Below are 21,026 nucleotides of genomic sequence, written 5' to 3' on the forward strand. Positions count from 1 at the left end.
CGTTGGCCCTCACCGACCACACCGCCGTGCGCACTCCGTGCACTCGGTCGGATGCGGTAGGTTGGGCGAACCACAAAGGGTCGTAGCTCAATTGGTAGAGCACTGGTCTCCAAAACCAGCGGTTGGGGGTTCAAGTCCCTCCGGCCCTGCTACACACTCCTTCGCCGGGATGTGTGCGCATGTACGTATTTCTATGGACTGCCGTGCGGCTCGACCGGGCGCGGCAAGGCCACGACCCGGAATCAGGTGAGAAGCGTGACGGACGCCGTGGGCTCCATCGACATGCCTGATGCCCAGGACGATGCGCCGGATTCCAAGAAGAAGGCCCGCAAGGGCGGCAAGCGCGGCAAGAAGGGCCCTGTGGGCCGTCTCGCGCTCTTCTACCGCCAGATCGTTGCCGAACTGCGCAAGGTCGTCTGGCCGACTCGCAATCAGCTGACGACCTACACCGCCGTGGTGATTGTTTTCGTCGTCGTCATGATCGGCATTGTTACCGTGATCGACATGGGCTTCGCCGAAGCCGTCAAATACGTCTTCGGCTGACCCGGCGTAGGGCGCCCCTCCGGGCGCCCCTTTCGCACGTTCCACCCATATGTATCCAGGAAGAAGCAGCCACCGTGTCTGACCCGAACCTGAACGACGCCGCTGAGTCGGGCGTGAGCTTCGAGTCCGCAGAGGACGAACTCGACATCGTCGAGGCGGCTGACGCTGTCGACCCGGACGAGGCCGAGGCGGCCGACGCCGCCGCCGAGCCGGCCGAAGAGGCCGCCGTGCACATCGAGTCCCCCGAGGACATCGCCGGCGTCGAGGAAGTCGTCAACGCCGAAGAGACCGCCGACCCGGAGGCCGACGAGGTCGTCGCCGCCGCCGCTGTCGACGAGGTGGCCGTGGCTGAGGCAGAGGCCGACGCCGAGGAAGAGGGCGTCGTCGCCGAGGTGTCCGAGGACACCGACGAGGCCGAGCTCTCCGAGGACGAGGCCGTGGAGGCCCCCGAGGCACCGGTCGACCCGACCGCCGCGCTCCGCGAGGAGCTGCGCACCCTGCCCGGCGAGTGGTACGTCATCCACACGTACGCCGGGTACGAGAAGCGCGTGAAGGCCAACCTGGAGCAGCGCGCCGTCTCGCTGAACGTCGAGGAGTTCATCTACCAGGCGGAAGTGCCCGAGGAAGAGATCACGCAGATCAAGAACGGCGAGCGCAAGAACGTTCGCCAGAACAAGCTTCCCGGCTACGTCCTGGTCCGCATGGACCTCACCAATGAGTCCTGGGGCGTTGTCCGCAACACCCCCGGTGTCACCGGCTTCGTGGGCAACGCTTACGACCCGTACCCGCTGACGCTGGACGAGATCGTCAAGATGCTCGCTCCCGAGGCCGAGGAGAAGGCAGCCCGCGAGGCCGCCGAGGCCGAGGGCAAGCCGGCGCCGTCCCGCAAGGTCGAGGTCCAGGTGCTGGACTTCGAGGTGGGCGACTCGGTTACCGTCACCGACGGCCCCTTCGCGACCCTCCAGGCGACGATCAACGAGATCAACGCCGACTCGAAGAAGGTCAAGGGTCTCGTTGAGATCTTCGGCCGCGAGACCCCGGTCGAGCTCAGCTTCGACCAGATCCAGAAGAACTGACACCTTCCGGACCCCCGCTTCCGACCAGGTCAGATCGGCTCTCAAAGCCGGTCTGACCTGCTTGGTTTCAGCCTGCACAGCTCTACCCGTTATTGTTGTGCGGTATGCCTTCGTCCGGTTCGTCGGACGAAGGCTGAAAACTCTCACTAGGACCCGGAGAGAGCAATGCCTCCCAAGAAGAAGAAGAAGATCACAGGGCTGATCAAGCTCCAGATCAATGCCGGTGCGGCCAACCCGGCGCCGCCGGTCGGTCCCGCACTGGGCCAGCACGGCGTCAACATCATGGAGTTCTGCAAGGCCTACAACGCCGCGACCGAGTCGCAGCGTGGCATGGTCGTGCCGGTGGAGATCACGGTCTACGACGACCGTTCCTTCACCTTCATCACGAAGACTCCGCCGGCCGCGAAGCTGATCCTCAAGGCCGCAGGTGTGGACAAGGGATCGGGCGAGCCGCACAAGACCAAGGTTGCCAAGCTCACCGGCGCCCAGGTCCGCGACATCGCCACGGTCAAGATGCCCGACCTGAACGCCAACGACCTGGAAGCCGCGTCGAAGATCATCGCCGGCACCGCCAGGTCCATGGGCATCACCGTCGAGGGCTGACCGTCCCCGTAGCACCTCAGTGGTAGGACCAAGCGCTGGTCCGTGCCACGACTCCATCTCCATACCAACAGGAGCAGAAGTGAAGCGCAGCAAGAACTACCGCGCTGCGGAAGCCAAGATCGACCGGGAGCGCAACTACGCCCCGCTCGAGGCTGTCCGTATCGCCAAGGACTCCTCCGCGACCAAGTTCGACGGCACCGTCGAGGTCGCCATGCGTCTGGGCGTCGACCCGCGCAAGGCCGACCAGATGGTCCGTGGCACCGTGAACCTCCCGCACGGCACCGGCAAGACCGCCCGGGTCCTGGTCTTCGCGACCGGCGACCGTGCCGAGGCAGCGCGCGCCGCGGGCGCCGACATCGTCGGCTCCGACGAGCTCATCGACGAGGTCGCGAAGGGCCGTCTGGACTTCGACGCCGTCGTCGCCACCCCGGACCTCATGGGCAAGGTCGGCCGCCTCGGCCGCGTGCTCGGTCCGCGTGGTCTGATGCCGAACCCGAAGACCGGAACGGTCACCCCGGACGTGACGAAGGCTGTCACGGACATCAAGGGCGGCAAGATCGAGTTCCGCGTCGACAAGCACTCGAACCTGCACTTCATCATCGGCAAGGTCTCCTTCGACGAGACCAAGCTGGTGGAGAACTACGCCGCGGCGCTGGACGAGATCCTTCGTCTGAAGCCGTCCGCCGCGAAGGGCCGCTACATCAAGACGGCGACCCTGACCACCACGATGGGCCCCGGCATCCCGCTGGACTCCAACCGCACCCGCAACCTCCTCGTCGAGGAGGACCCGGCCGCCGTCTGATCCTGACGGCAGCCGCGGACCGCGTGCTGTAGCCGGGCCCCGCACCTCTCTGGAGGCGCGGGGCCCGGTTTTGTGTCCCCGGGCGCCCGGGGCCGCCGGCGGGGCGCGAGAGGGGTCCAGGGGGCGATTTGCCTGTCGTGGATCCGTTCGCGTACTCTTCGGAAGAAGCCAAAGACCGCTGGTCGTTGCCGTGTCTTCGTAAGAAGGTGCGGCGGCCGAAGGATCCGCCAGGCGCGGACGTCCTGCACAGGTGATTCGTGGAAAAGTTCCCGGAATTCGTTCCGGTTGAGCCCGCCCCGTGCGCCTGCGCCGGGGCGTTTCGTTTTGCCCAGCCCCTTCTGAGCGGTCCTCATCACCCGGAAGGAGGCCGACGCTCTATGGCAAGGCCCGACAAGGCTGCCGCGGTAGCCGAGCTCACGGACAAGTTCCGTAGCTCGAACGCCGCCGTGCTGACCGAGTACCGGGGTCTCACCGTGGCTCAGCTCAAGGAGCTGCGCCGTTCACTCGGTGAGAACGCCCAGTACGCCGTGGTGAAGAACACGCTGACCAAGATCGCGGCCAACGAGGCCGGGATCGACACGCTGGACGACCTGTTCGTGGGTCCGACGGCGGTTGCCTTCGTCACCGGTGACCCGGTGGAGTCGGCGAAGGGTCTTCGTGACTTCGCCAAGGAGAACCCCAACCTCGTCATCAAGGGCGGTGTCCTTGATGGTAAGGCGCTGACCGCTGATGAGTTCAAGAAGCTCGCGGACCTTGAGTCCCGCGAGGTTCTGCTCGCCAAGGTGGCCGGTGGAATCAAGGCGTCGATGGCCAAGGCCGCGGCGACTTTCCAGGCTCCTCTCACGGAGTTCGTCCGCACCGCGGACGCGCTTCGCGCCAAGGTCGAGCAGGGCGGTGCCGGTACGCCGGCTCCCGCCGAGGCCGAGGTGGCGGAGTAACTCCCGCCCTTTGGTCACAGCGGGCCCGTACGCCCGCCTCCATATACACCCGGCACCTGCCGAATTAGTGGAAGGACGCCATCATGGCGAAGCTGTCCCAGGACGAGCTGCTCGCGCAGTTCGAGACCCTGACCCTCATCGAGCTCTCTGAGTTCGTCAAGGCCTTCGAAGAGAAGTTCGACGTCAAGGCTGCCGCCCCCGTCGCCGCCGCCGGCCCCGCGGGCCCCGCCGCCGAGGCCCCGGAGGAGCAGGACGAGTTCGACGTCATCCTCACCGGTGCCGGCGAGAAGAAGATCCAGGTCATCAAGGTTGTGCGTGAGCTCACCTCGCTGGGTCTGAAGGAGGCCAAGGACCTCGTCGACGGCGCTCCGAAGCCGGTCCTCGAGAAGGTCGCCAAGGAGGCCGCTGAGAAGGCCGCCGAGTCCCTCAAGGGCGCGGGCGCGTCTGTCGAGGTCAAGTGACCTTGTTGAGTCTCTGACTCAGCTGCTCCAGTTCTGAGGGCGATCACCCATTCGGGTGGTCGCCCTCAGGCGTTCCCGGAGTGCCTGCCTTGCTCTTCGTGCCGTGACGAGTAGGGTGATCATCGCCGTTGCCCGACGGTGTTCGAGCGCCGTTCTCCGGGCCGTACTGCGCAGTAGTGGGCGGTGACGATCTCTACGGAGGGCGGGGGGCCTTGACGAACCGCACGAGGCGCGCAATTCTCAGGACGCGTCGTTCACACCGATCCGGATCCGAGGCATGGATCGGCGACGCAGAGGGCAGTACTGATATGCGCTAGCAGCGCGTGGCTTGCAGCAGGAGTTGAGTACGGCGAGGGTCTCCAAAAACCCGCTCTGGACATCAGTGGGCCAAGTGGCTACACTGACCCTTTGCGCTGCCTGTTAGCTGCCTCCTGCCCGTCACCAGGGGCATACCCAAAGCTTGAGCATCGATGACCGACTTCCCCTTTTGGGGCTTTCTGTCGCTGTGCCCATCTTGGGACCGGTACGCGCGTAGTGAGTCCGAGCCCTCGGAAGGACCCCCTCTTGGCCGCCTCGCGCAACGCCTCGACCTCCAATACGAACAACGGCGCCAGCACCGCCCCGCTGCGCATCTCCTTTGCAAAGATCAAGGAGCCCCTCGAGGTTCCGAACCTCCTTGCGCTGCAAACCGAGAGCTTTGACTGGCTGCTCGGCAATGCCGCTTGGAAGTCTCGCGTCGAGGCCGCTCTTGAGAGCGGACAGGACGTCCCCACCAAGTCAGGTCTGGAAGAGATCTTCGAGGAGATCTCGCCGATCGAGGACTTCTCCGGGTCGATGTCGCTGACTTTCCGTGACCACCGATTCGAGCCGCCCAAGAACTCGATCGACGAGTGCAAGGAGCGCGACTTCACGTTCGCCGCTCCGCTCTTCGTCACCGCCGAGTTCACCAACAACGAGACCGGCGAGATCAAGTCCCAGACGGTCTTCATGGGCGATTTCCCGCTCATGACGAACAAGGGCACCTTCGTCATCAACGGCACCGAGCGTGTCGTTGTGTCGCAGCTGGTCCGCTCGCCGGGTGTCTACTTCGACTCCTCCATCGACAAGACGTCCGACAAGGACATCTTCTCCTCCAAGATCATCCCTTCCCGGGGTGCCTGGCTGGAGATGGAGATCGACAAGCGCGACATGGTCGGTGTTCGCATCGACCGCAAGCGCAAGCAGTCCGTCACCGTCCTCCTCAAGGCTCTCGGTTGGACGACCGAGCAGATCCTTGAGGAGTTCGGCGAGTACGAGTCGATGCGCGCCACCCTGGAGAAGGACCACACCCAGGGCCAGGACGACGCACTGCTCGACATCTACCGCAAGCTGCGTCCCGGCGAGCCGCCGACGCGTGAGGCTGCTCAGACGCTGCTCGAGAACCTCTACTTCAACCCGAAGCGCTACGACCTCGCGAAGGTCGGCCGCTACAAGGTGAACAAGAAGCTCGGCGCGGACGAGCCGCTGAACGCGGGTGTCCTCACCAGCAAGGACATCATCGCCACCATCAAGTACCTGGTCCGGCTGCACGCCGGCGAGGTCGAGACGGTCGGCGAGAGCGGCCGGTCGATCGTTGTCGAGACCGACGACATCGACCACTTCGGCAACCGTCGTCTGCGTAACGTCGGCGAGCTCATCCAGAACCAGGTCCGTACGGGCCTGGCGCGGATGGAGCGCGTCGTGCGTGAGCGCATGACGACTCAGGACGTCGAGGCGATCACGCCGCAGACCCTGATCAACATCCGGCCGGTCGTCGCCTCCATCAAGGAGTTCTTCGGCACCAGCCAGCTGTCGCAGTTCATGGACCAGAACAACCCGCTGTCGGGTCTCACCCACAAGCGCCGCCTGTCGGCGCTTGGCCCGGGTGGTCTCTCCCGCGAGCGGGCCGGCTTCGAAGTCCGTGACGTGCACCCCTCGCACTACGGCCGCATGTGTCCGATCGAGACCCCCGAAGGCCCGAACATCGGCCTGATCGGCTCGCTCGCCTCCTACGGTCGCGTCAACGCGTTCGGCTTCATCGAGACGCCGTACCGCCGGGTCACCGGCGGCTTCGTCACCGATGACGTCGACTACCTGACGGCCGACGAGGAAGACCGCTTCGTCATCGCCCAGGCCAACGCGACGCTCTCCGAGGACATGCGCTTCGAGGAGTCCCGCGTCCTGGTCCGCCGCCGTGGCGGCGAGATCGACTACATCCCCGGCGACGACGTCGACTACATGGACGTCTCGCCGCGCCAGATGGTGTCGGTCGCGACCGCGATGATCCCGTTCCTCGAGCACGACGACGCAAACCGCGCGCTCATGGGCGCGAACATGATGCGTCAGGCCGTGCCGCTGATCACGTCAGAGGCGCCGCTCGTCGGCACCGGCATGGAATACCGCTGTGCGGTCGACGCCGGTGACGTCATCAAGGCGGAGAAGGAGGGTGTGGTCCAGGAGGTTTCCGCGGACTACATCACCGTCGCCAACGACGACGGTACGTACACCACGTACCGCATCGCGAAGTTCTCCCGCTCGAACCAGGGCACGTCGGTCAACCAGAAGGTTGTCGTCGACGAGGGCGCCCGGGTCGTAGAGGGCCAGGTCCTCGCCGACGGTCCCGCCACCCAGCAGGGTGAGATGGCGCTCGGCAAGAACCTGCTCGTGGCGTTCATGCCGTGGGAGGGCCACAACTACGAAGACGCGATCATCCTCAGCCAGCGTCTGGTGCAGGACGACGTCCTCTCCTCGATTCACATCGAGGAGCACGAGGTCGACGCCCGCGACACCAAGCTCGGCCCGGAGGAGATCACCCGGGACATCCCGAACGTCTCCGAGGAGGTCCTCGCGGACCTCGACGAGCGCGGCATCATCCGTATCGGTGCCGAGGTTGTCGCAGGCGACATCCTGGTCGGCAAGGTCACGCCCAAGGGCGAGACCGAGCTGACCCCGGAGGAGCGGCTGCTCCGCGCGATCTTCGGCGAGAAGGCGCGCGAAGTGCGCGACACCTCGCTGAAGGTGCCCCACGGCGAGATCGGCAAGATCATCGGCGTGCGGGTCTTCGACCGCGAAGAGGGCGACGAGCTGCCGCCGGGCGTGAACCAGCTGGTTCGCGTGTACGTCGCGCAGAAGCGCAAGATCACCGATGGTGACAAGCTCGCCGGCCGTCACGGCAACAAGGGCGTCATCTCAAAGATCCTGCCGATCGAGGACATGCCGTTCATGGAGGACGGCACCCCGGTCGACATCATCCTCAACCCGCTGGGTGTGCCGTCCCGAATGAACCCGGGACAGGTCCTCGAAATCCACCTGGGCTGGCTCGCCAGTCAGGGCTGGAAGGTCGAGGGCAGCGAGGACTGGATGGAGCGTCTGAAGGTGATCGGCGCCGACGAGGTCGCCGCCGGCACCAACGTCGCCACCCCGGTCTTCGACGGTGCGCGCGAGGACGAGATCTCCGGTCTCTTCGAGGCCACGATCCCGAACCGCGACGGCAACCGGATGGTCATGCCGTCCGGCAAGGCCAACCTGTTCGACGGCCGCTCGGGTGAGCCTTTCCCGGCGCCGGTCTCGGTCGGGTACATGTACATCCTGAAGCTCCACCACCTGGTCGACGACAAGCTCCACGCCCGTTCGACCGGTCCGTACTCGATGATCACTCAGCAGCCGCTGGGTGGTAAGGCCCAGTTCGGTGGCCAGCGCTTCGGTGAGATGGAGGTGTGGGCGCTTGAGGCTTATGGCGCCGCTTACGCCCTCCAGGAACTGCTGACCATCAAGTCCGACGACGTGACCGGCCGCGTGAAGGTCTACGAGGCCATCGTCAAGGGCGAGAACATCCCCGAGCCCGGCATTCCCGAGTCCTTCAAGGTGCTCATCAAGGAAATGCAGTCGCTCTGCCTCAACGTGGAGGTGCTGTCCTCGGACGGCATGTCCATCGAGATGCGCGACACGGACGAGGACGTCTTCCGCGCAGCGGAGGAGCTCGGTATCGACCTGTCCCGGCGTGAGCCGAGCAGCGTCGAAGAGGTCTGACGGGCTGGCCGGTCGCCGCTTCACCGCGGCGGCCGGCTCTCCCCGGACCCGTTCAGACCATGATTGAGACTCGACCCCGAAAGAGGGATTGACGACAAGTGCTCGACGTCAACTTCTTCGACGAGCTGCGGATTGGCCTCGCCACCGCGGACGACATCCGGACCTGGTCGCACGGCGAAGTGAAGAAGCCGGAGACCATCAACTACCGCACGCTCAAGCCCGAGAAGGACGGACTCTTCTGCGAGAAGATCTTCGGTCCTACCCGGGACTGGGAGTGCTACTGCGGTAAGTACAAGCGTGTCCGCTTCAAGGGCATCATCTGCGAGCGCTGCGGCGTCGAGGTAACTCGCGCCAAGGTGCGTCGTGAGCGGATGGGCCACATTGAGCTGGCCGCCCCTGTCACGCACATCTGGTACTTCAAGGGCGTCCCTTCGCGCCTCGGGTACCTGCTCGACCTCGCGCCGAAGGACCTCGAAAAGGTCATCTACTTCGCCGCGTACATGATCACATTCGTGGACGAGGAGCGCCGGACGCGCGACCTGCCCTCGCTGGAGGCCCATGTCTCCGTCGAGCGTCAGCAGGTCGAGAACCGTCGCGACTCGGACCTCGAAGCCCGCGCCAAGAAGCTCGAGACCGACCTGGCCGAGCTTGAGGCCGAGGGCGCCAAGGCCGACGTACGCCGCAAGGTGCGCGAAGGTGCCGAGCGTGAGATGAAGCAGCTGCGTGACCGTGCGCAGCGCGAGATCGACCGTCTCGACGAGGTGTGGAGCCGCTTCAAGAGCCTCAAGGTCCAGGACCTTGAGGGCGATGAGCTGCTCTACCGCGAGCTGCGTGACCGTTTCGGCACGTACTTCGACGGCTGCATGGGCGCCGCGGCGCTGCAGAAGCGCCTGGAGACCTTCGACCTCGCAGAGGAGGCCGAGCGTCTCCGCGAGATCATCCGCAGTGGCAAGGGCCAGAAGAAGACCCGTGCGCTCAAGCGCCTCAAGGTCGTCTCCGCGTTCCTGCAGACCAGTAACAAGCCCAAGGGCATGGTGCTGGACTGCGTGCCGGTCATCCCGCCGGACCTGCGTCCGATGGTGCAGCTGGACGGTGGCCGCTTCGCGACCTCCGACCTGAACGACCTGTACCGCCGCGTGATCAACCGCAACAACCGCCTCAAGCGTCTCCTTGACCTCGGTGCCCCCGAGATCATCGTGAACAACGAGAAGCGGATGCTGCAGGAGGCCGTCGACGCACTGTTCGACAACGGCCGCCGTGGTCGCCCGGTCACCGGTCCCGGTAACCGCCCGCTGAAGTCCCTGAGCGACATGCTCAAGGGCAAGCAGGGTCGATTCCGTCAGAACCTTCTCGGTAAGCGTGTGGACTACTCCGCGCGTTCCGTGATCGTCGTCGGCCCGCAGCTGAAGCTGCACCAGTGCGGCCTGCCCAAGGCCATGGCGCTGGAGCTCTTCAAGCCGTTCGTGATGAAGCGCCTGGTGGACCTGAACCACGCGCAGAACATCAAGTCGGCGAAGCGCATGGTCGAGCGCGGCCGCACGGTCGTCTACGACGTACTCGAAGAGGTCATCGCCGAGCACCCGGTTCTGCTGAACCGTGCGCCGACGCTGCACCGCCTCGGCATCCAGGCCTTCGAGCCCCAGCTGGTCGAGGGCAAGGCCATCCAGATCCACCCGCTCGTCTGCACCGCGTTCAACGCGGACTTCGACGGTGACCAGATGGCCGTGCACCTGCCGCTTTCGGCAGAGGCACAGGCCGAGGCCCGCATCCTGATGCTGTCCTCGAACAACATCCTGAAGCCGGCAGACGGTCGTCCCGTCACCATGCCGACCCAGGACATGGTGCTCGGTCTCTTCTTCCTCACCACTGATGAGGAGCAGATCAAGGTCATCGGCGAGGGCCGGTCCTTCGGCTCCAGCGCCGAGGCCACCATGGCGTTCGACAACCGTGAGCTCTCGCTCCAGGCGAAGGTCAACATCCGCTTCCCGGTGGGCACCATCCCGCCGCGCGGCTGGACCCCGCCGGTGCGCGAAGAGGGCGACCCGGAGTGGCAGCAGGGCGACACCTTCCGGCTGCGTACGACGCTGGGCCGCGCGCTCTTCAACGAGCTGCTGCCCGAGGACTACCCGTTCGTCGACTACTCGGTGGGCAAGAAGCAGCTCTCCGAGATCGTCAACGACCTGGCCGAGCGCTACCCCAAGGTCATCGTGGCGGCAACGCTCGACAACCTGAAGGCGGCCGGCTTCCACTGGGCGACCCGTTCCGGCGTCACCGTCGCCGTTTCGGACATCGTCGTCCCGGAGGCCAAGAAGGCCATCGTCAAGGGCTACGAGGCCCAGGACGAGAAGGTCCAGAAGCAGTACGAGCGCGGTCTCATCACCAAGGAAGAGCGCACTCAGGAGCTCATCGCGATCTGGACCAAGGCAACCAACGAGGTTGCCGAGGCGATGAACGCGAACTTCCCCAAGACGAACCCCATCTTCATGATGGTTGACTCGGGTGCCCGAGGAAACATGATGCAGATGCGTCAGATCGCCGGTATGCGTGGTCTGGTGTCGAACGCCAAGAACGAGACGATTCCTCGTCCCATCAAGGCGTCGTTCCGTGAGGGTCTGTCCGTGCTGGAGTACTTCATCTCCACCCACGGTGCCCGTAAGGGTCTGGCCGACACCGCCCTGCGTACCGCCGACTCGGGTTACCTGACCCGTCGTCTGGTGGACGTCTCGCAGGACGTGATCATCCGCGAAGAGGACTGTGGCACCGACCGCGGCCTCAAGCTGAAGATCGCGGAGAAGGGTGCCGACGGCATCCTCCGCAAGACCGACGACGTCGAGACGAGCGTGTACGCACGCATGCTCGCCGAGGACGTCGTCATCGACGGCAAGGTCATCGCGCCGGCCAACGTCGACCTCGGTGACGTGCTCATCGACCAGCTCATCCTGCACGGCGTCGAGGAGGTCAAGACCCGCTCGGTCCTGACCTGCGAGTCCACGGTCGGCACCTGTGCCTTCTGCTACGGACGCTCGCTCGCCACCGGCAAGCTGGTCGACATCGGTGAGGCGGTCGGCATCATCGCCGCCCAGTCCATCGGTGAGCCCGGTACCCAGCTGACGATGCGTACCTTCCACACCGGTGGTGTGGCGGGTGACGACATCACGCAGGGTCTGCCCCGAGTCGTCGAGCTCTTCGAGGCTCGTACGCCCAAGGGTGTCGCCCCGATCTCGGAGGCGGTCGGCCGCATCCGTATCGAGGAGACCGAGAAGACGAAGAAGCTCGTCGTCGTCCCGGACGACGGCAGCGAAGAGACGCCGTTCCCGATCTCCAAGCGTGCACGTCTGCTCGTGGGCGAGGGCGACGCGGTCGAGGTGGGCCAGAAGCTCACCGTCGGTGCGACCAACCCGCACGACGTCCTGCGGATCCTCGGTCAGCGCGCGGTCCAGATCCACCTGGTCGGCGAAGTCCAGAAGGTCTACAACAGCCAGGGCGTGTCGATCCACGACAAGCACATCGAGATCATCATCCGGCAGATGCTGCGCCGCGTGACGATCATCGAGTCGGGCGACGCCGAGCTGCTTCCGGGCGAGCTCGTCGAGCGTGGTCGCTTCGAGGGCGAGAACCGTCGTGTGGTCACGGAAGGCGGCCACCCGGCCTCCGGCCGTCCGCAGCTGATGGGTATCACCAAGGCCTCGCTGGCGACCGAGTCGTGGTTGTCGGCGGCGTCCTTCCAGGAGACGACCAGGGTTCTGACCGACGCGGCGATCAACGCCAAGTCGGACTCCCTGATCGGTCTCAAGGAGAACGTCATCATCGGCAAGCTCATCCCGGCCGGTACGGGCCTCGCCCGCTACCGCAACATCCGGGTCGAGCCCACCGAGGAGGCCAAGGCAGCGATGTACTCGGCCGTCGGTTACGACGACATCGACTACTCGCCCTTCGGCACTGGCTCCGGCCAGGCGGTTCCGCTGGAGGACTACGACTACGGTCCGTACAACCAGTAGGACCTGGTAGTACGAGCGGTACGAGTACGAGCAGTTCCAGTACGCGCAGTACGTCCGCAGGGCGGTCACCCTTTAGGGGGTGGCCGCCCTGCGGCGTTTCCGGGCCGTGGCCACCCGGGGGCTTAGCGGGTGGAGAGTTGCCAGAGCGACAGCAGGACGCCCACGGCGCCGGTCACGACGGCCACGCTGGGCAGGGGCCAGCGGGCCCGCTCCAGGGTGTCGAGCCGTGACTCGTGGTCGGCGAGCTGCCGGTCGCTCTGGTCGGTGCGCTGCACCAGGAGGGCGAGCGAGCCGTCGACCCGGGCGAACCCGACCTCGACGGTGCCCCGCAGGCGTTCCAGCTCCAGCGCTACGGCCGCCGGTTCACTCGGCCTGGTCGTGGTCATTCGCGCCCCCGGTGTTCGCGGCCTTGGCGCTTCGGGAGGAGGGCGAGGAGCTCGCGGTCGCCTCCGCGCCCGGTGCGCAGTGCCGGGGGGAGCAGGCGCTGTACGGCGTCGAGCGCCATCACCCGGCTCAGGGCGCCTGCCGCGGCCACTGCCCCGGCCGCCCAGGGCAGGCTTTCGCCGAGGCCGGACGCCTCCACGATCGCGGGGAGTGCTACGGCGAGGGCGACGGCGCTCTGGAGAAGGGTGCGGAGGGCCCGCCGGTTGGCTTCCGACATGGGGTGCTGCCTTTCTGGAGGGTGGGGGGAGGCCGGGGGGTCATCGGGTATGCGGGACCTTCAGCGCGGCCCAGGAGGCGGGGCCTGGCGTGCCGTCCGCGTCCGTGCCCCGGTAGCCGAGCTTGCGCTGCCAGGCGGCGTACGAGCGCCGGTCCGCCTCGCCCCACACGGGACCGGGGCCGACGGTGTAGTGCCCGCAGCCCTCGGCGACCAGACGTTTGCCGACCGCGGTGCACAGCGGGCTGCGCCGGCCCGGCCTGAAGTAGCCGGCGCCGGGGAAGGGCGCCCGCGTGGGTGCCGGGTCGGGGCGGCCGGGTGAGCCGAGGCGCGCGGCGATCCGCGAGCGCATGGCGTTCATCGAGAAGGACGGGTCGATCTTGCGGCGGGTCCACTCCTTGTGGCCGATCACGCCGGCCGCGGACCAGCCGTGCGCCCGGCAGAGTGCGGCCGACAGCCGCTCGACGGCGTCGAGCTGCGCGGCGGGGTAGGGGTCGCGGCCGTTGCCGAGGTTCTCGATCTCGAAGCCGTAGAAACGGGCGTTGCCGTCCACGGCGTCCGGCCCGGTGGTGGGGAGCGCGGTCTCGGCGCGTACTGCTTCGAGGACCGCGGCCGAGCCGTTGCCCGCGTGGTTCGTGCGGCCGTATCCGACCAGGTTGACCGTGCCGTCCTTGGTGATGACGCCGACGCACAGCGGGCCCGGCAGCTCGGTGGTGCCGCGGTGGCAGAAGCCGACGCTGGAGGAGCCGGCGGTGTGGTGGAGCATGACGCCGTGGACGGGGCCCCAGGCTCCCTTGTGGTTGCGGTTGTGGGCACGCCAGGCGGCGTGCTGGGTGCTGCGGACGCCTTCGGCGCGCAGGGCGCGCACGAAGGCGTCGGCGGACAGCGGGGCTGCCATCGGGATACCTCCTGGTGGTGTGTCCGGGAACGGCCCCGGCCCGCCGCGAGGGACGCGGCGGGCCGGATGTGGGGGCGGGGAGGGCGGGGAGGTCACATGATCGGGTCGATGCGGATGTAGCGGGTGTCGAAGTTGCCGGTGTTGGTGGCCGCGCCCGACCGGTAGGCGGGGGTGCCGGTGTACACGGCGGCGGGCGTCAGGCCGGTGACGAGGAACTGGGCCGATACGGACGCCCTGTTGGCGGAGTTGACCAGTGCGGCCCGGCTGTCGTCGGCCGCGAGCACCATCGCCTTCGCGGCGTTGCGGATGTTGGCGGACATGTAGGAGCCGACGTTCGCGGTGGAGCTGAAGATGTAGCCGCCGACAGTGACGATGACCTGGCCCGTGGCCGGCGCGGTGAAGGAGGCGTCCATCGGGTCGCCGGTGGCGTTGGTCAGGGTTTCGGCATAGGTGATGGTCTTGGTGTCGCCCCCGTCCAGGTTGACCCGGAAGACCGGGACCGCGCCGACCGGGAGCCAGGCCGAGCCGGTGTAGTGCGTCAGCCGCGGTGGCGAGGCGATCCACGCCACCATGCCGGCGACGGGTGTGGGGAGTTTGGCGTCCCGGTCGGCGGCGGTGCCGAAGCGCATCACCGTACGGCCGTCCAGTGACTGCGCCAGTGACTGGAGGTGCGCGGGAAGGTCGGCGGGGTCACTCGGCTGCGGGTGGGGCAGGTTGCTGAGAGGCGTGTACTGAGTGGTCATGCGAGACCCTCCTCCTTGATCTTTACGGGGATGACGGGGTCACCGGTCTCGACGGGCGGCGCCTCGGGGGCCGGGGCCTCCGGGTGCAGTTCGAGAGATACGGAGACGGGCTGGCCCGGGGCTGTCGGCTCCACCACGGGAACGCCCAGGTGAGTGGCGAGTGCCGCGGCCACCGAGGAGGCGAGCCGCAGCAGTTGCTGATCGTCGAGAGTCACCGGTGTGCCCTCGGGGGTGGATTCCGGTGGGGTTTCAGACATCGGAGGCCTCCTTCACCTGGCGCCAGGTCCGGCCGTCGGCGGTGAGAGCGGCGAGGGTCGGGTACGCCGCGGCGACGGCGGCGTAGGTGGGCCCGGCGGGGACGGGCGTGTGGTCGGCATGTGTGTCGGGGGTCAGGTCCTCGTCGACGGGGACGCCGTTGGACTTCGTGCCGCGCAGCGTCAGCGTCTGCCGCACGGTCCCGGCAGCGGTCGATGCGGTCTTGATGCCGACCACCCAGGCCAGGGTGTCCAGCTCGGCGCCGCTGGAGTCCAGCAGCCGGATCACGTCTCCCAACTGGATGCGTGGGTCGTACAGCACCTCGACCTCACCGATGACAGGCACCGGGTACTGCCCGGCCGCGCGCATCGCATCGGCGAGACTCCGTGCCGCCCGGTACTCCTGCACCCAGTCGCTCGACTCGCCGAAGAACTCCTGCCGGCCGTAGAACCTCTCACTGGCGCTGCCGGGCGCCCAGGAGGTGGCCCGGCGCTCGATGGGCTCCGCCGACGGTTTGAGGGTCTGTACGTAGACGGACGGCTTGCCGTTCTCCAGCACGGTGTAGAGCCGCTGGGCGGTGCGGTTGGTGAACCGCAGGACCAGATGTCCCTCCTCACGGCGGGCAAGCACGTCCACCGCCCCCTTGACGGCGTCCGCGCCGGCCGCGTTGGCCGCCGCGAACCGCACGGAGAATCCGGGGGCGACGCTCTCGTCGTCGTCGACGTTGGGCGGTCCGATGTCGAACTCTTCCTCGGCGAGCAGGTACTCGACCGTCACCGAGCTCCTGCCGGGGATCTCACGGACCGCCGTGTCGGAGTAGACGGTGCCGCTGACCACGCCGATCGAGGTCCAGTCCTTGTAGGGCTGCACGCAGTAGTTGCGGCAGGCGTCGATCTCCTCGGTGACGGTGAGCGACGCGATGTCCCGTACGGACGTCAGGGTGAGGTCGGGGCTCGTCGGCGGCTTGGCGAACCGCGTGTAGTTGCGCCAGCGGAAGATGCCCCGCTCGTCGAACTCGGCCGTGGACATGGTGGCCTTGGCGATCTGGGTGAGTGACTCCCACTGCGACCCGGAGATACGGGGGATCGAGTACAGCGGCATGATCGCCTCGTCGAGTACCGCCGCCTTGGACCAGGTGCCGTTCTGGGTGAACTCGTCCTTGGTCGGCGCGGCGGCCAGGCCGCTGGAGAGCTGGACCCCTTCGGTGGCCATGGTCGTGATGAGCCGCAGCTGATACAGCTCCGAAATCGGCTGGGCGGCGGACGGGTCGACGAAAGTGGCCGGGTTGCAGGGGTAGTACGTCCCGTCGGGCCCGGTGATCTGGGGCTGCACGGTGGGCATGGAGACCGACCCGGCCCCCGTCGTGTCGAACACCCCGCCGATGTGCCACACACCGGGCTGCGCCTTCAACTGCGGCAGGGTCCACATGAAGTACCAACCCCCGCTGTTCCGGGTGCCGGAGTGCATGGTGATCTCCCCCTCGGAGAAATCCACGGACAGCCGCAGCCTGCCCGTCTCGACACCCTCGCGGTTGAGGTCCAGCTCCAGGGCGACGGAGCTGCCGATACCGACCGCGCTGTTGACCCACGCCTCGGCGAAGAGCCTGCTCCCCGGTGCGGTCACGCGGCTGCGGGGGAACCAGGAGGCGGTCATCCCGCCTGTATCGGGCGCCGCCGCGTGCGGCACGAGCGCCATCTCGTGCGGAGCGCCGTGCCTGGTCCAGCTGTAGTGCCGTGGGTCGGGGACGATCTCCGGCTGCCCGTACGGGGCGGCGAAGCCGCCGTGCAGCGACGCGTACACCAGGGTGAGCGGCTGGTTCGCGTCGAAGTCCGGGTGGCGCACCGGGGGAGACGTGAGGACGCCGGCCTGGCGCAGCAGCTCGTCGACGCACCAGGTGGCGGTGGCGACGGGGCGGCGCCAGTAGAACCCCGCGTACGGCTTGGGGAGTTCGGCCGGGCCGTGCAGCCGCTCGGCCCCGTCCAGCGCGGTGAGGACCACCGTGTCGGTGCCGGAGGCGGCGGAGCGGTTGCGCAGGGTGCCCCGGAAGGCCGGGAGGACACCGGCGTCCGTTCCGTACGCGTGGACCACGGACTGGCCGGGACGGGCGACATCGCCGGTGTGGCGCCGGGCCCAGGGCGAGTAGAGCTCGGGCGCCGAGGCGCCGTCCCTGCCCGAGACCTGGAGTTGGAGTTGCGCCGATGAGCTGCCCGAGAAGGCACGCATCGCATCCGGCAGATCGGTGCTGTAGCTGCGCTCCAGCTCCCAGGACTGGACCTGTTCGGTCACGTCCTTGCCGCCGAGGCGGGTGGTGTGCGCGGTGATTCTCGATCCGGCGTCGAGGGCTTCGGTCTGCTGGGAATCAGTCGCTCGCACTGGTCACCTCCGTCAGGTCGATCGAGATGTTGCGGTAAGGGAGCGGGCGGGCCGGGGCATCGGTGTAGCCGGTGACGGCCATGGCCGGGCAGCCGTCGCCGGGCAGCTGCGCCACGGTGGTGTCCAGGTGCAGGAGCTTGGCGGGGCCGAGCCGGGTGGAGAAGGCGGTGGCGGCGGCGGCGAAGCTGATGCCGACCGATACGTGGGTGGCTCGGGCGGGGGCGGGGGCGGAGTTCCAGCCGTCGGACATCCCCAGGAACGTGCCCGCGGAGTCGAAGAAGGTGGAGAAGCAGAACTGCGCGCGGGCGCGGAGCGCGGCGGGCAGGGCCACGCCGACTCTCCCGGGGCCGGGCAGCGGATGACCCTTCTGGTCCGCGTATACGAAGGTCAGGTTGCCCGCGGTGTTCACCGGCAGGGACGCCACGACGTACCCCTCGGCGTCCGTCGCCAGGGTGAAGCCGGTCACCGACCACTGGGCCGGTGCGCCTCGGCCGGCCGCCTGGTCGGCGGGGAGCAGGTTGACGGGGGCGGTGGGCACATGGCTGTCGTTGATGGTGAGCACGGCCCCGTCGAGTGGGTACGTACCCGCCTCACCGGCGACCCCCGACGGCGTGACGAGTGCCGCGCCGACGGGGACGGTCGCGCTGAGGGTGTGGTGCGCGACGGCGGCCGACGACAGGTAGATACCCGCGGCGTCCCGCCAGTGCAGACGGGTGGCGCACGGCCCGGACCGCCAGGCCTTGGGCAGGGTGAACCGCACTGTCATCCCCGGCGCCACCGGGAAGCCGGCGCCCGGCCTGCGGTGCCAATTGAGCTGCGCGGTAGTCGTGTTGGCCGTCCAGGTGTACGTGCCGGGCACGGCCCCCGGCTCCGTGGACAGCTGGAGCTTTCCGTCGGCGCTGTTGGTGAGGTACCAGTGCGCGGCGGCGGCGCCGGGGCAGCGGCCCTCGGCCTGGAGCGGGTCGAGCAGGTTGCGCGCCACCGGGTCGATGACCACGATCGGGCCCGGCCCGTCGATGCGCCGGGCCAGCCTGTCGAGGTGTGCGGCGTCGTCCTCGGCGAGCCGGTCGAAGGTGAACTTCGTCTTGCGGGCGGTGCGTTGGGGGGCGAGCGTGGTGACCTGGCCGCCGAGCGAGGTGAACTGGGTGACGCCGAGCTCGGCGCCGCGTTCGAAGCCGCTGGCCGCCTGGCTGATCTCCCGCAGCCGTCCGGGCAGGCCGATCCAAAGATTGCGTGCCATGTGCCGTACCTCCTTCTTGTTTCCTGCTTCGCTCTTCGCTACCTGCGGGCCAGTTGCCGGTGTCCGGAGAGCACGGCGCGGGCGATGGTCTGACCGTCCACCTGCACATGAACGGGCCGCTCGGCGAGCCGCTCAACGGCGGCGGTGAGCCGGGCCATCTGGGCGCGGTTACCGGCGCCGGAGCCGAGCATCCGCTCCAGCCTGCTGAGCGGGATCACGGCCTCGGACTCGCCGGCCTCGCCGAGGACGGCGAGGGTGCCGCCGTTACGGGGCTGGACGACGCCGCCCTTGGCCAGGTGCGGGATGGGGATCTTCGGGAGGCTGATGGAGAAGCTCTTGCCGCCGAAGACGGGGACCCAGCCGGGGATGGAGACCTTGAAGCCGTTGAGCGCGCCGATGATGGTGTTGACGGCGGTGGCGAAGGCGCGGAAGGGCGCGAGCATGACGTTGCCGATGCCCCTGAGGATCGGTGTGATCACCCTGATCGCGGTCGAGACGGCGTTCGATGTGGCCTTCATGCCGGACTTGAAGCCCTTGGTCACGACGGCGACGATCTTGTCGATGTTGACGAATTTCAAAATGAGCGGCGCGAACAGCGCCATGATCAGGCCGAAGGGGTTGGCCGCCATGGCCAGGTTGAGCCCCTTCTGCGCGAGGCCTGCCCCCTTGAGGCCCTTGGCGAGCCCGCCGCCCATGGACTTGCCGGTCTTGTCCGCGTTCTTGCCGGCCTTGCCCACCGACTTCTCGACGGCGTCGGCCTGGCCCTTGACGCCGCGCAGGGCGGTCTTGGCCTTGTCGGCGGAGCTTTTGAGCTTGTCGAGGGAGGACTTGAACTTGTCCGTCCCGCCCTTGGCCCTGCCGAGCGAGGTGTCGGCGCTCCGCAGGCCGGTGCGCAGCTTGCCAATGGCGCTGTCGCCGCCGGCCGCGGAAGTACGGAGCTTGCTGAGGGAGGAACCGGCTTTGTCGGCGCCGCCCTTGACCTTGGTAAGGGCTGTGCTCGCCTGGCCGGCCGATGTCTTCATGCCACCGACGGCGCTGGACGCGCTGCGCGAGGAACGTTGCATTCGGGTCATGCTCGAATTGGCCTGGTCGATGCTGCTTCTGAACTTGCCGACGCTGCCTGCTGCTCTGGTGAACGCGCTCTGCAGACTCATGTCCTGCCTTTACTGTTACGTGTGCGATCGGAGTTTTACACAGGTGATGTCATGAGGCCAATTCGGATTCCAGCTGTCGCAGTTTGGTGCGCGCCTGTTCAATTCCCGTCTGCACACGCTCAAAAGATGTCTTCGCATCTGTTACTGCTTTAGCTGCCCTGGTCTTCTCCTGGTCTGCCTTGGTGGCAACTGTTTCTGTTTTCTGATAGGCCGCGAGGGCAGATTTGTAAGCCTTGTCAGCCCTTGTTCGCGCCCGATTGGCGTGATCCAGACTGGTCTTCACGGCCGGAGGCATACCACCCGGAGTGGCGCCAGGTGCGCCCCGGCCCGCCGTCGCCACTTGTCTGGCGATATCGCGGGTGTTGCGTATCGCCTGCTTGGCGTTCTCATCGGCCACATCGGCCTTTGCGGATGCCTTCACCAGCTTCTTGTCGGCGCGTTCTTGGTCTTCCGCGGCCCAGGGCCAGGTCACCAACTGCCGACCCCGGAAAACGATGCCTTTTTCGTCCCCCTTCAGCATAGAAATGTCGATTTTGAACGGGGTGAAACCCACTGACAGCAGCCCGACTGCGACCTTGAGGCCCTCGACGGTCGTGCTCACACCGTTCAGTTTGTGCTTATATGTGTCGGCTTGCTCTTTCGTCCAGAACTCCAGGACGGGCTCGCCATTCTTTGTCACCTGTGTTCGCCTTTCCTCTGGTCCTTACGGGCCTTGTCACACCATTCCCGACGTGCGATCATCGGCCCATGACAGGTCTGACATGGGCTGCTGTGGCCTGGGTGGTAGTGCCTCTCCCTTTTCTGCTGTGGTTGGGAATTTATCCGCTGTGGTTGCGATGGCACCTCAAGCGAGTCGGAGTGGAAGCGGCCGGGGAATGTCGCGCCGTCTTCGGGACAGAGGGCCGGTATGAGACGACCTTCATATTCCGTACGGCGGAAATGCGGTCCGTCTACTACAAAACCCGGCTGGGTCCGCAGAGCTGGGGATCGCCGGGTGAGGAAGCCGTCCTGGTGCACGACCCGCGCTTTCCACGACTCGTACGCAGCCAACAGGAAATGAATGCTCGACCCGAGGCCTATTTCGTTCTGTGGGGCATGCTGGTCCTCGAAGCATTCATGGTTGCCGGGCTAGTGCTTGTCCTGCTGTTCGAGGCCGGCACCATTCGCTGACGTACAGGCAAAGAATCCGGCGGGCCGCTTGACTCGGCGCCCGGTTCTCGTTCTCCTCGGACGGCTG

General features: G+C 67.1%; 18 protein-coding genes and 1 tRNA gene. 10 read left to right on the forward strand and 9 right to left on the reverse strand.

The annotated features are described in order from the left end of the window. Window positions 1-76 precede the first annotated feature (76 nt). The 9 genes from ACLLJJ_RS23570 to ACLLJJ_RS23610 all read left to right on the forward strand — a co-directional run bounded on the left by ACLLJJ_RS23570 (window position 77) and on the right by ACLLJJ_RS23610 (window position 12,468). Window positions 77-149 (forward strand) — tRNA-Trp (locus ACLLJJ_RS23570). Between the two features lie 106 nt (window positions 150-255). Beyond that, window positions 256-543: a preprotein translocase subunit SecE gene (secE, locus tag ACLLJJ_RS23575; protein WP_434594952.1), complete on the forward strand. Its 288-nt coding sequence runs from the start codon at window positions 256-258 to the stop codon at window positions 541-543. Between the two features lie 74 nt (window positions 544-617). Next, window positions 618-1,619 (forward strand): transcription termination/antitermination protein NusG, encoded by a 1,002-nt coding sequence (gene nusG / locus ACLLJJ_RS23580; protein WP_434594955.1) that lies wholly within the window; start codon window positions 618-620, stop codon window positions 1,617-1,619. Window positions 1,620-1,784: 165 nt separating this feature from the next. Then, entirely contained in the window at window positions 1,785-2,222 is a 438-nt protein-coding gene (gene rplK / locus ACLLJJ_RS23585) for a 50S ribosomal protein L11 (RefSeq protein ID WP_283521013.1), read from the forward strand. A 79-nt stretch (window positions 2,223-2,301) separates the two neighbouring features. After that, a complete protein-coding gene (gene rplA / locus ACLLJJ_RS23590; RefSeq protein WP_283521014.1) occupies window positions 2,302-3,024 on the forward strand; it encodes a 50S ribosomal protein L1 in 723 nt (240 codons plus the stop codon). 377 nt (window positions 3,025-3,401) lie between these two features. Next, window positions 3,402-3,962, forward strand: a complete 561-nt coding sequence (gene rplJ, locus ACLLJJ_RS23595) for a 50S ribosomal protein L10 (protein WP_283521015.1) — start codon at window positions 3,402-3,404, stop codon at window positions 3,960-3,962. 83 nt (window positions 3,963-4,045) lie between these two features. Further along, complete coding sequence (gene rplL, locus ACLLJJ_RS23600; RefSeq protein WP_434594959.1) at window positions 4,046-4,423, forward strand: 50S ribosomal protein L7/L12; 378 nt, start codon at window positions 4,046-4,048, stop codon at window positions 4,421-4,423. A 564-nt stretch (window positions 4,424-4,987) separates the two neighbouring features. Continuing rightward, entirely contained in the window at window positions 4,988-8,470 is a 3,483-nt protein-coding gene (gene rpoB, locus ACLLJJ_RS23605) for a DNA-directed RNA polymerase subunit beta (protein WP_434594962.1), read from the forward strand. A 98-nt stretch (window positions 8,471-8,568) separates the two neighbouring features. Beyond that, window positions 8,569-12,468, forward strand: coding sequence for a DNA-directed RNA polymerase subunit beta' (locus ACLLJJ_RS23610; RefSeq protein WP_434594964.1), 3,900 nt, complete (start codon window positions 8,569-8,571; stop codon window positions 12,466-12,468). A gap of 122 nt (window positions 12,469-12,590) precedes the next feature. On the opposite strand, the gene ACLLJJ_RS23615 is transcribed toward ACLLJJ_RS23610, so the two are convergent. The 9 genes from ACLLJJ_RS23615 to ACLLJJ_RS23655 form a co-directional block, all read right to left on the reverse strand. Then, window positions 12,591-12,854: a hypothetical protein gene (locus ACLLJJ_RS23615; RefSeq protein WP_434594967.1), complete on the reverse strand. Its 264-nt coding sequence runs from the start codon at window positions 12,852-12,854 to the stop codon at window positions 12,591-12,593. Next, window positions 12,851-13,129, reverse strand: coding sequence for a hypothetical protein (locus ACLLJJ_RS23620; RefSeq protein ID WP_434594970.1), 279 nt, complete (start codon window positions 13,127-13,129; stop codon window positions 12,851-12,853). Before ACLLJJ_RS23620 ends, ACLLJJ_RS23615 begins: the two co-directional genes overlap by 4 nt. A gap of 40 nt (window positions 13,130-13,169) precedes the next feature. After that, window positions 13,170-14,024 carry a peptidoglycan-binding protein gene (locus ACLLJJ_RS23625; RefSeq protein WP_434594973.1) on the reverse strand — a complete coding sequence of 285 codons (855 nt, stop codon included), beginning with the start codon at window positions 14,022-14,024 and terminating at the stop codon, window positions 13,170-13,172. Between the two features lie 92 nt (window positions 14,025-14,116). Then, window positions 14,117-14,767 carry a hypothetical protein gene (locus ACLLJJ_RS23630; protein ID WP_434594976.1) on the reverse strand — a complete coding sequence of 217 codons (651 nt, stop codon included), beginning with the start codon at window positions 14,765-14,767 and terminating at the stop codon, window positions 14,117-14,119. Next, the gene (locus ACLLJJ_RS23635; protein ID WP_434594979.1) at window positions 14,764-15,024 is read right to left on the reverse strand and encodes a hypothetical protein; all 261 of its coding nucleotides are present in this window, start codon (window positions 15,022-15,024) and stop codon (window positions 14,764-14,766) included. Before ACLLJJ_RS23635 ends, ACLLJJ_RS23630 begins: the two co-directional genes overlap by 4 nt. Continuing rightward, entirely contained in the window at window positions 15,017-17,395 is a 2,379-nt protein-coding gene (locus ACLLJJ_RS23640; RefSeq protein WP_434594982.1) for a hypothetical protein, read from the reverse strand. Before ACLLJJ_RS23640 ends, ACLLJJ_RS23635 begins: the two co-directional genes overlap by 8 nt. Beyond that, window positions 17,382-18,635 (reverse strand): hypothetical protein, encoded by a 1,254-nt coding sequence (locus tag ACLLJJ_RS23645; protein WP_434594984.1) that lies wholly within the window; start codon window positions 18,633-18,635, stop codon window positions 17,382-17,384. Before ACLLJJ_RS23645 ends, ACLLJJ_RS23640 begins: the two co-directional genes overlap by 14 nt. A 38-nt stretch (window positions 18,636-18,673) precedes the next feature. Next, complete coding sequence (locus ACLLJJ_RS23650) at window positions 18,674-19,789, reverse strand: hypothetical protein (protein WP_434594986.1); 1,116 nt, start codon at window positions 19,787-19,789, stop codon at window positions 18,674-18,676. Between the two features lie 49 nt (window positions 19,790-19,838). Next, window positions 19,839-20,468, reverse strand: a complete 630-nt coding sequence (locus ACLLJJ_RS23655; RefSeq protein ID WP_434594988.1) for a hypothetical protein — start codon at window positions 20,466-20,468, stop codon at window positions 19,839-19,841. 68 nt (window positions 20,469-20,536) lie between these two features. Here ACLLJJ_RS23655 and ACLLJJ_RS23660 point away from each other — a divergent pair, with 68 nt between their 5' ends. Further along, window positions 20,537-20,959, forward strand: a complete 423-nt coding sequence (locus tag ACLLJJ_RS23660; protein WP_434594991.1) for a hypothetical protein — start codon at window positions 20,537-20,539, stop codon at window positions 20,957-20,959. The last annotated feature ends 67 nt before the right edge of the window (window positions 20,960-21,026 follow it).

It is taken from the genome of Streptomyces sp. A5-4 (genome assembly GCF_051131715.1).
GTDB lineage: Bacteria > Actinomycetota > Actinomycetes > Streptomycetales > Streptomycetaceae > Streptomyces.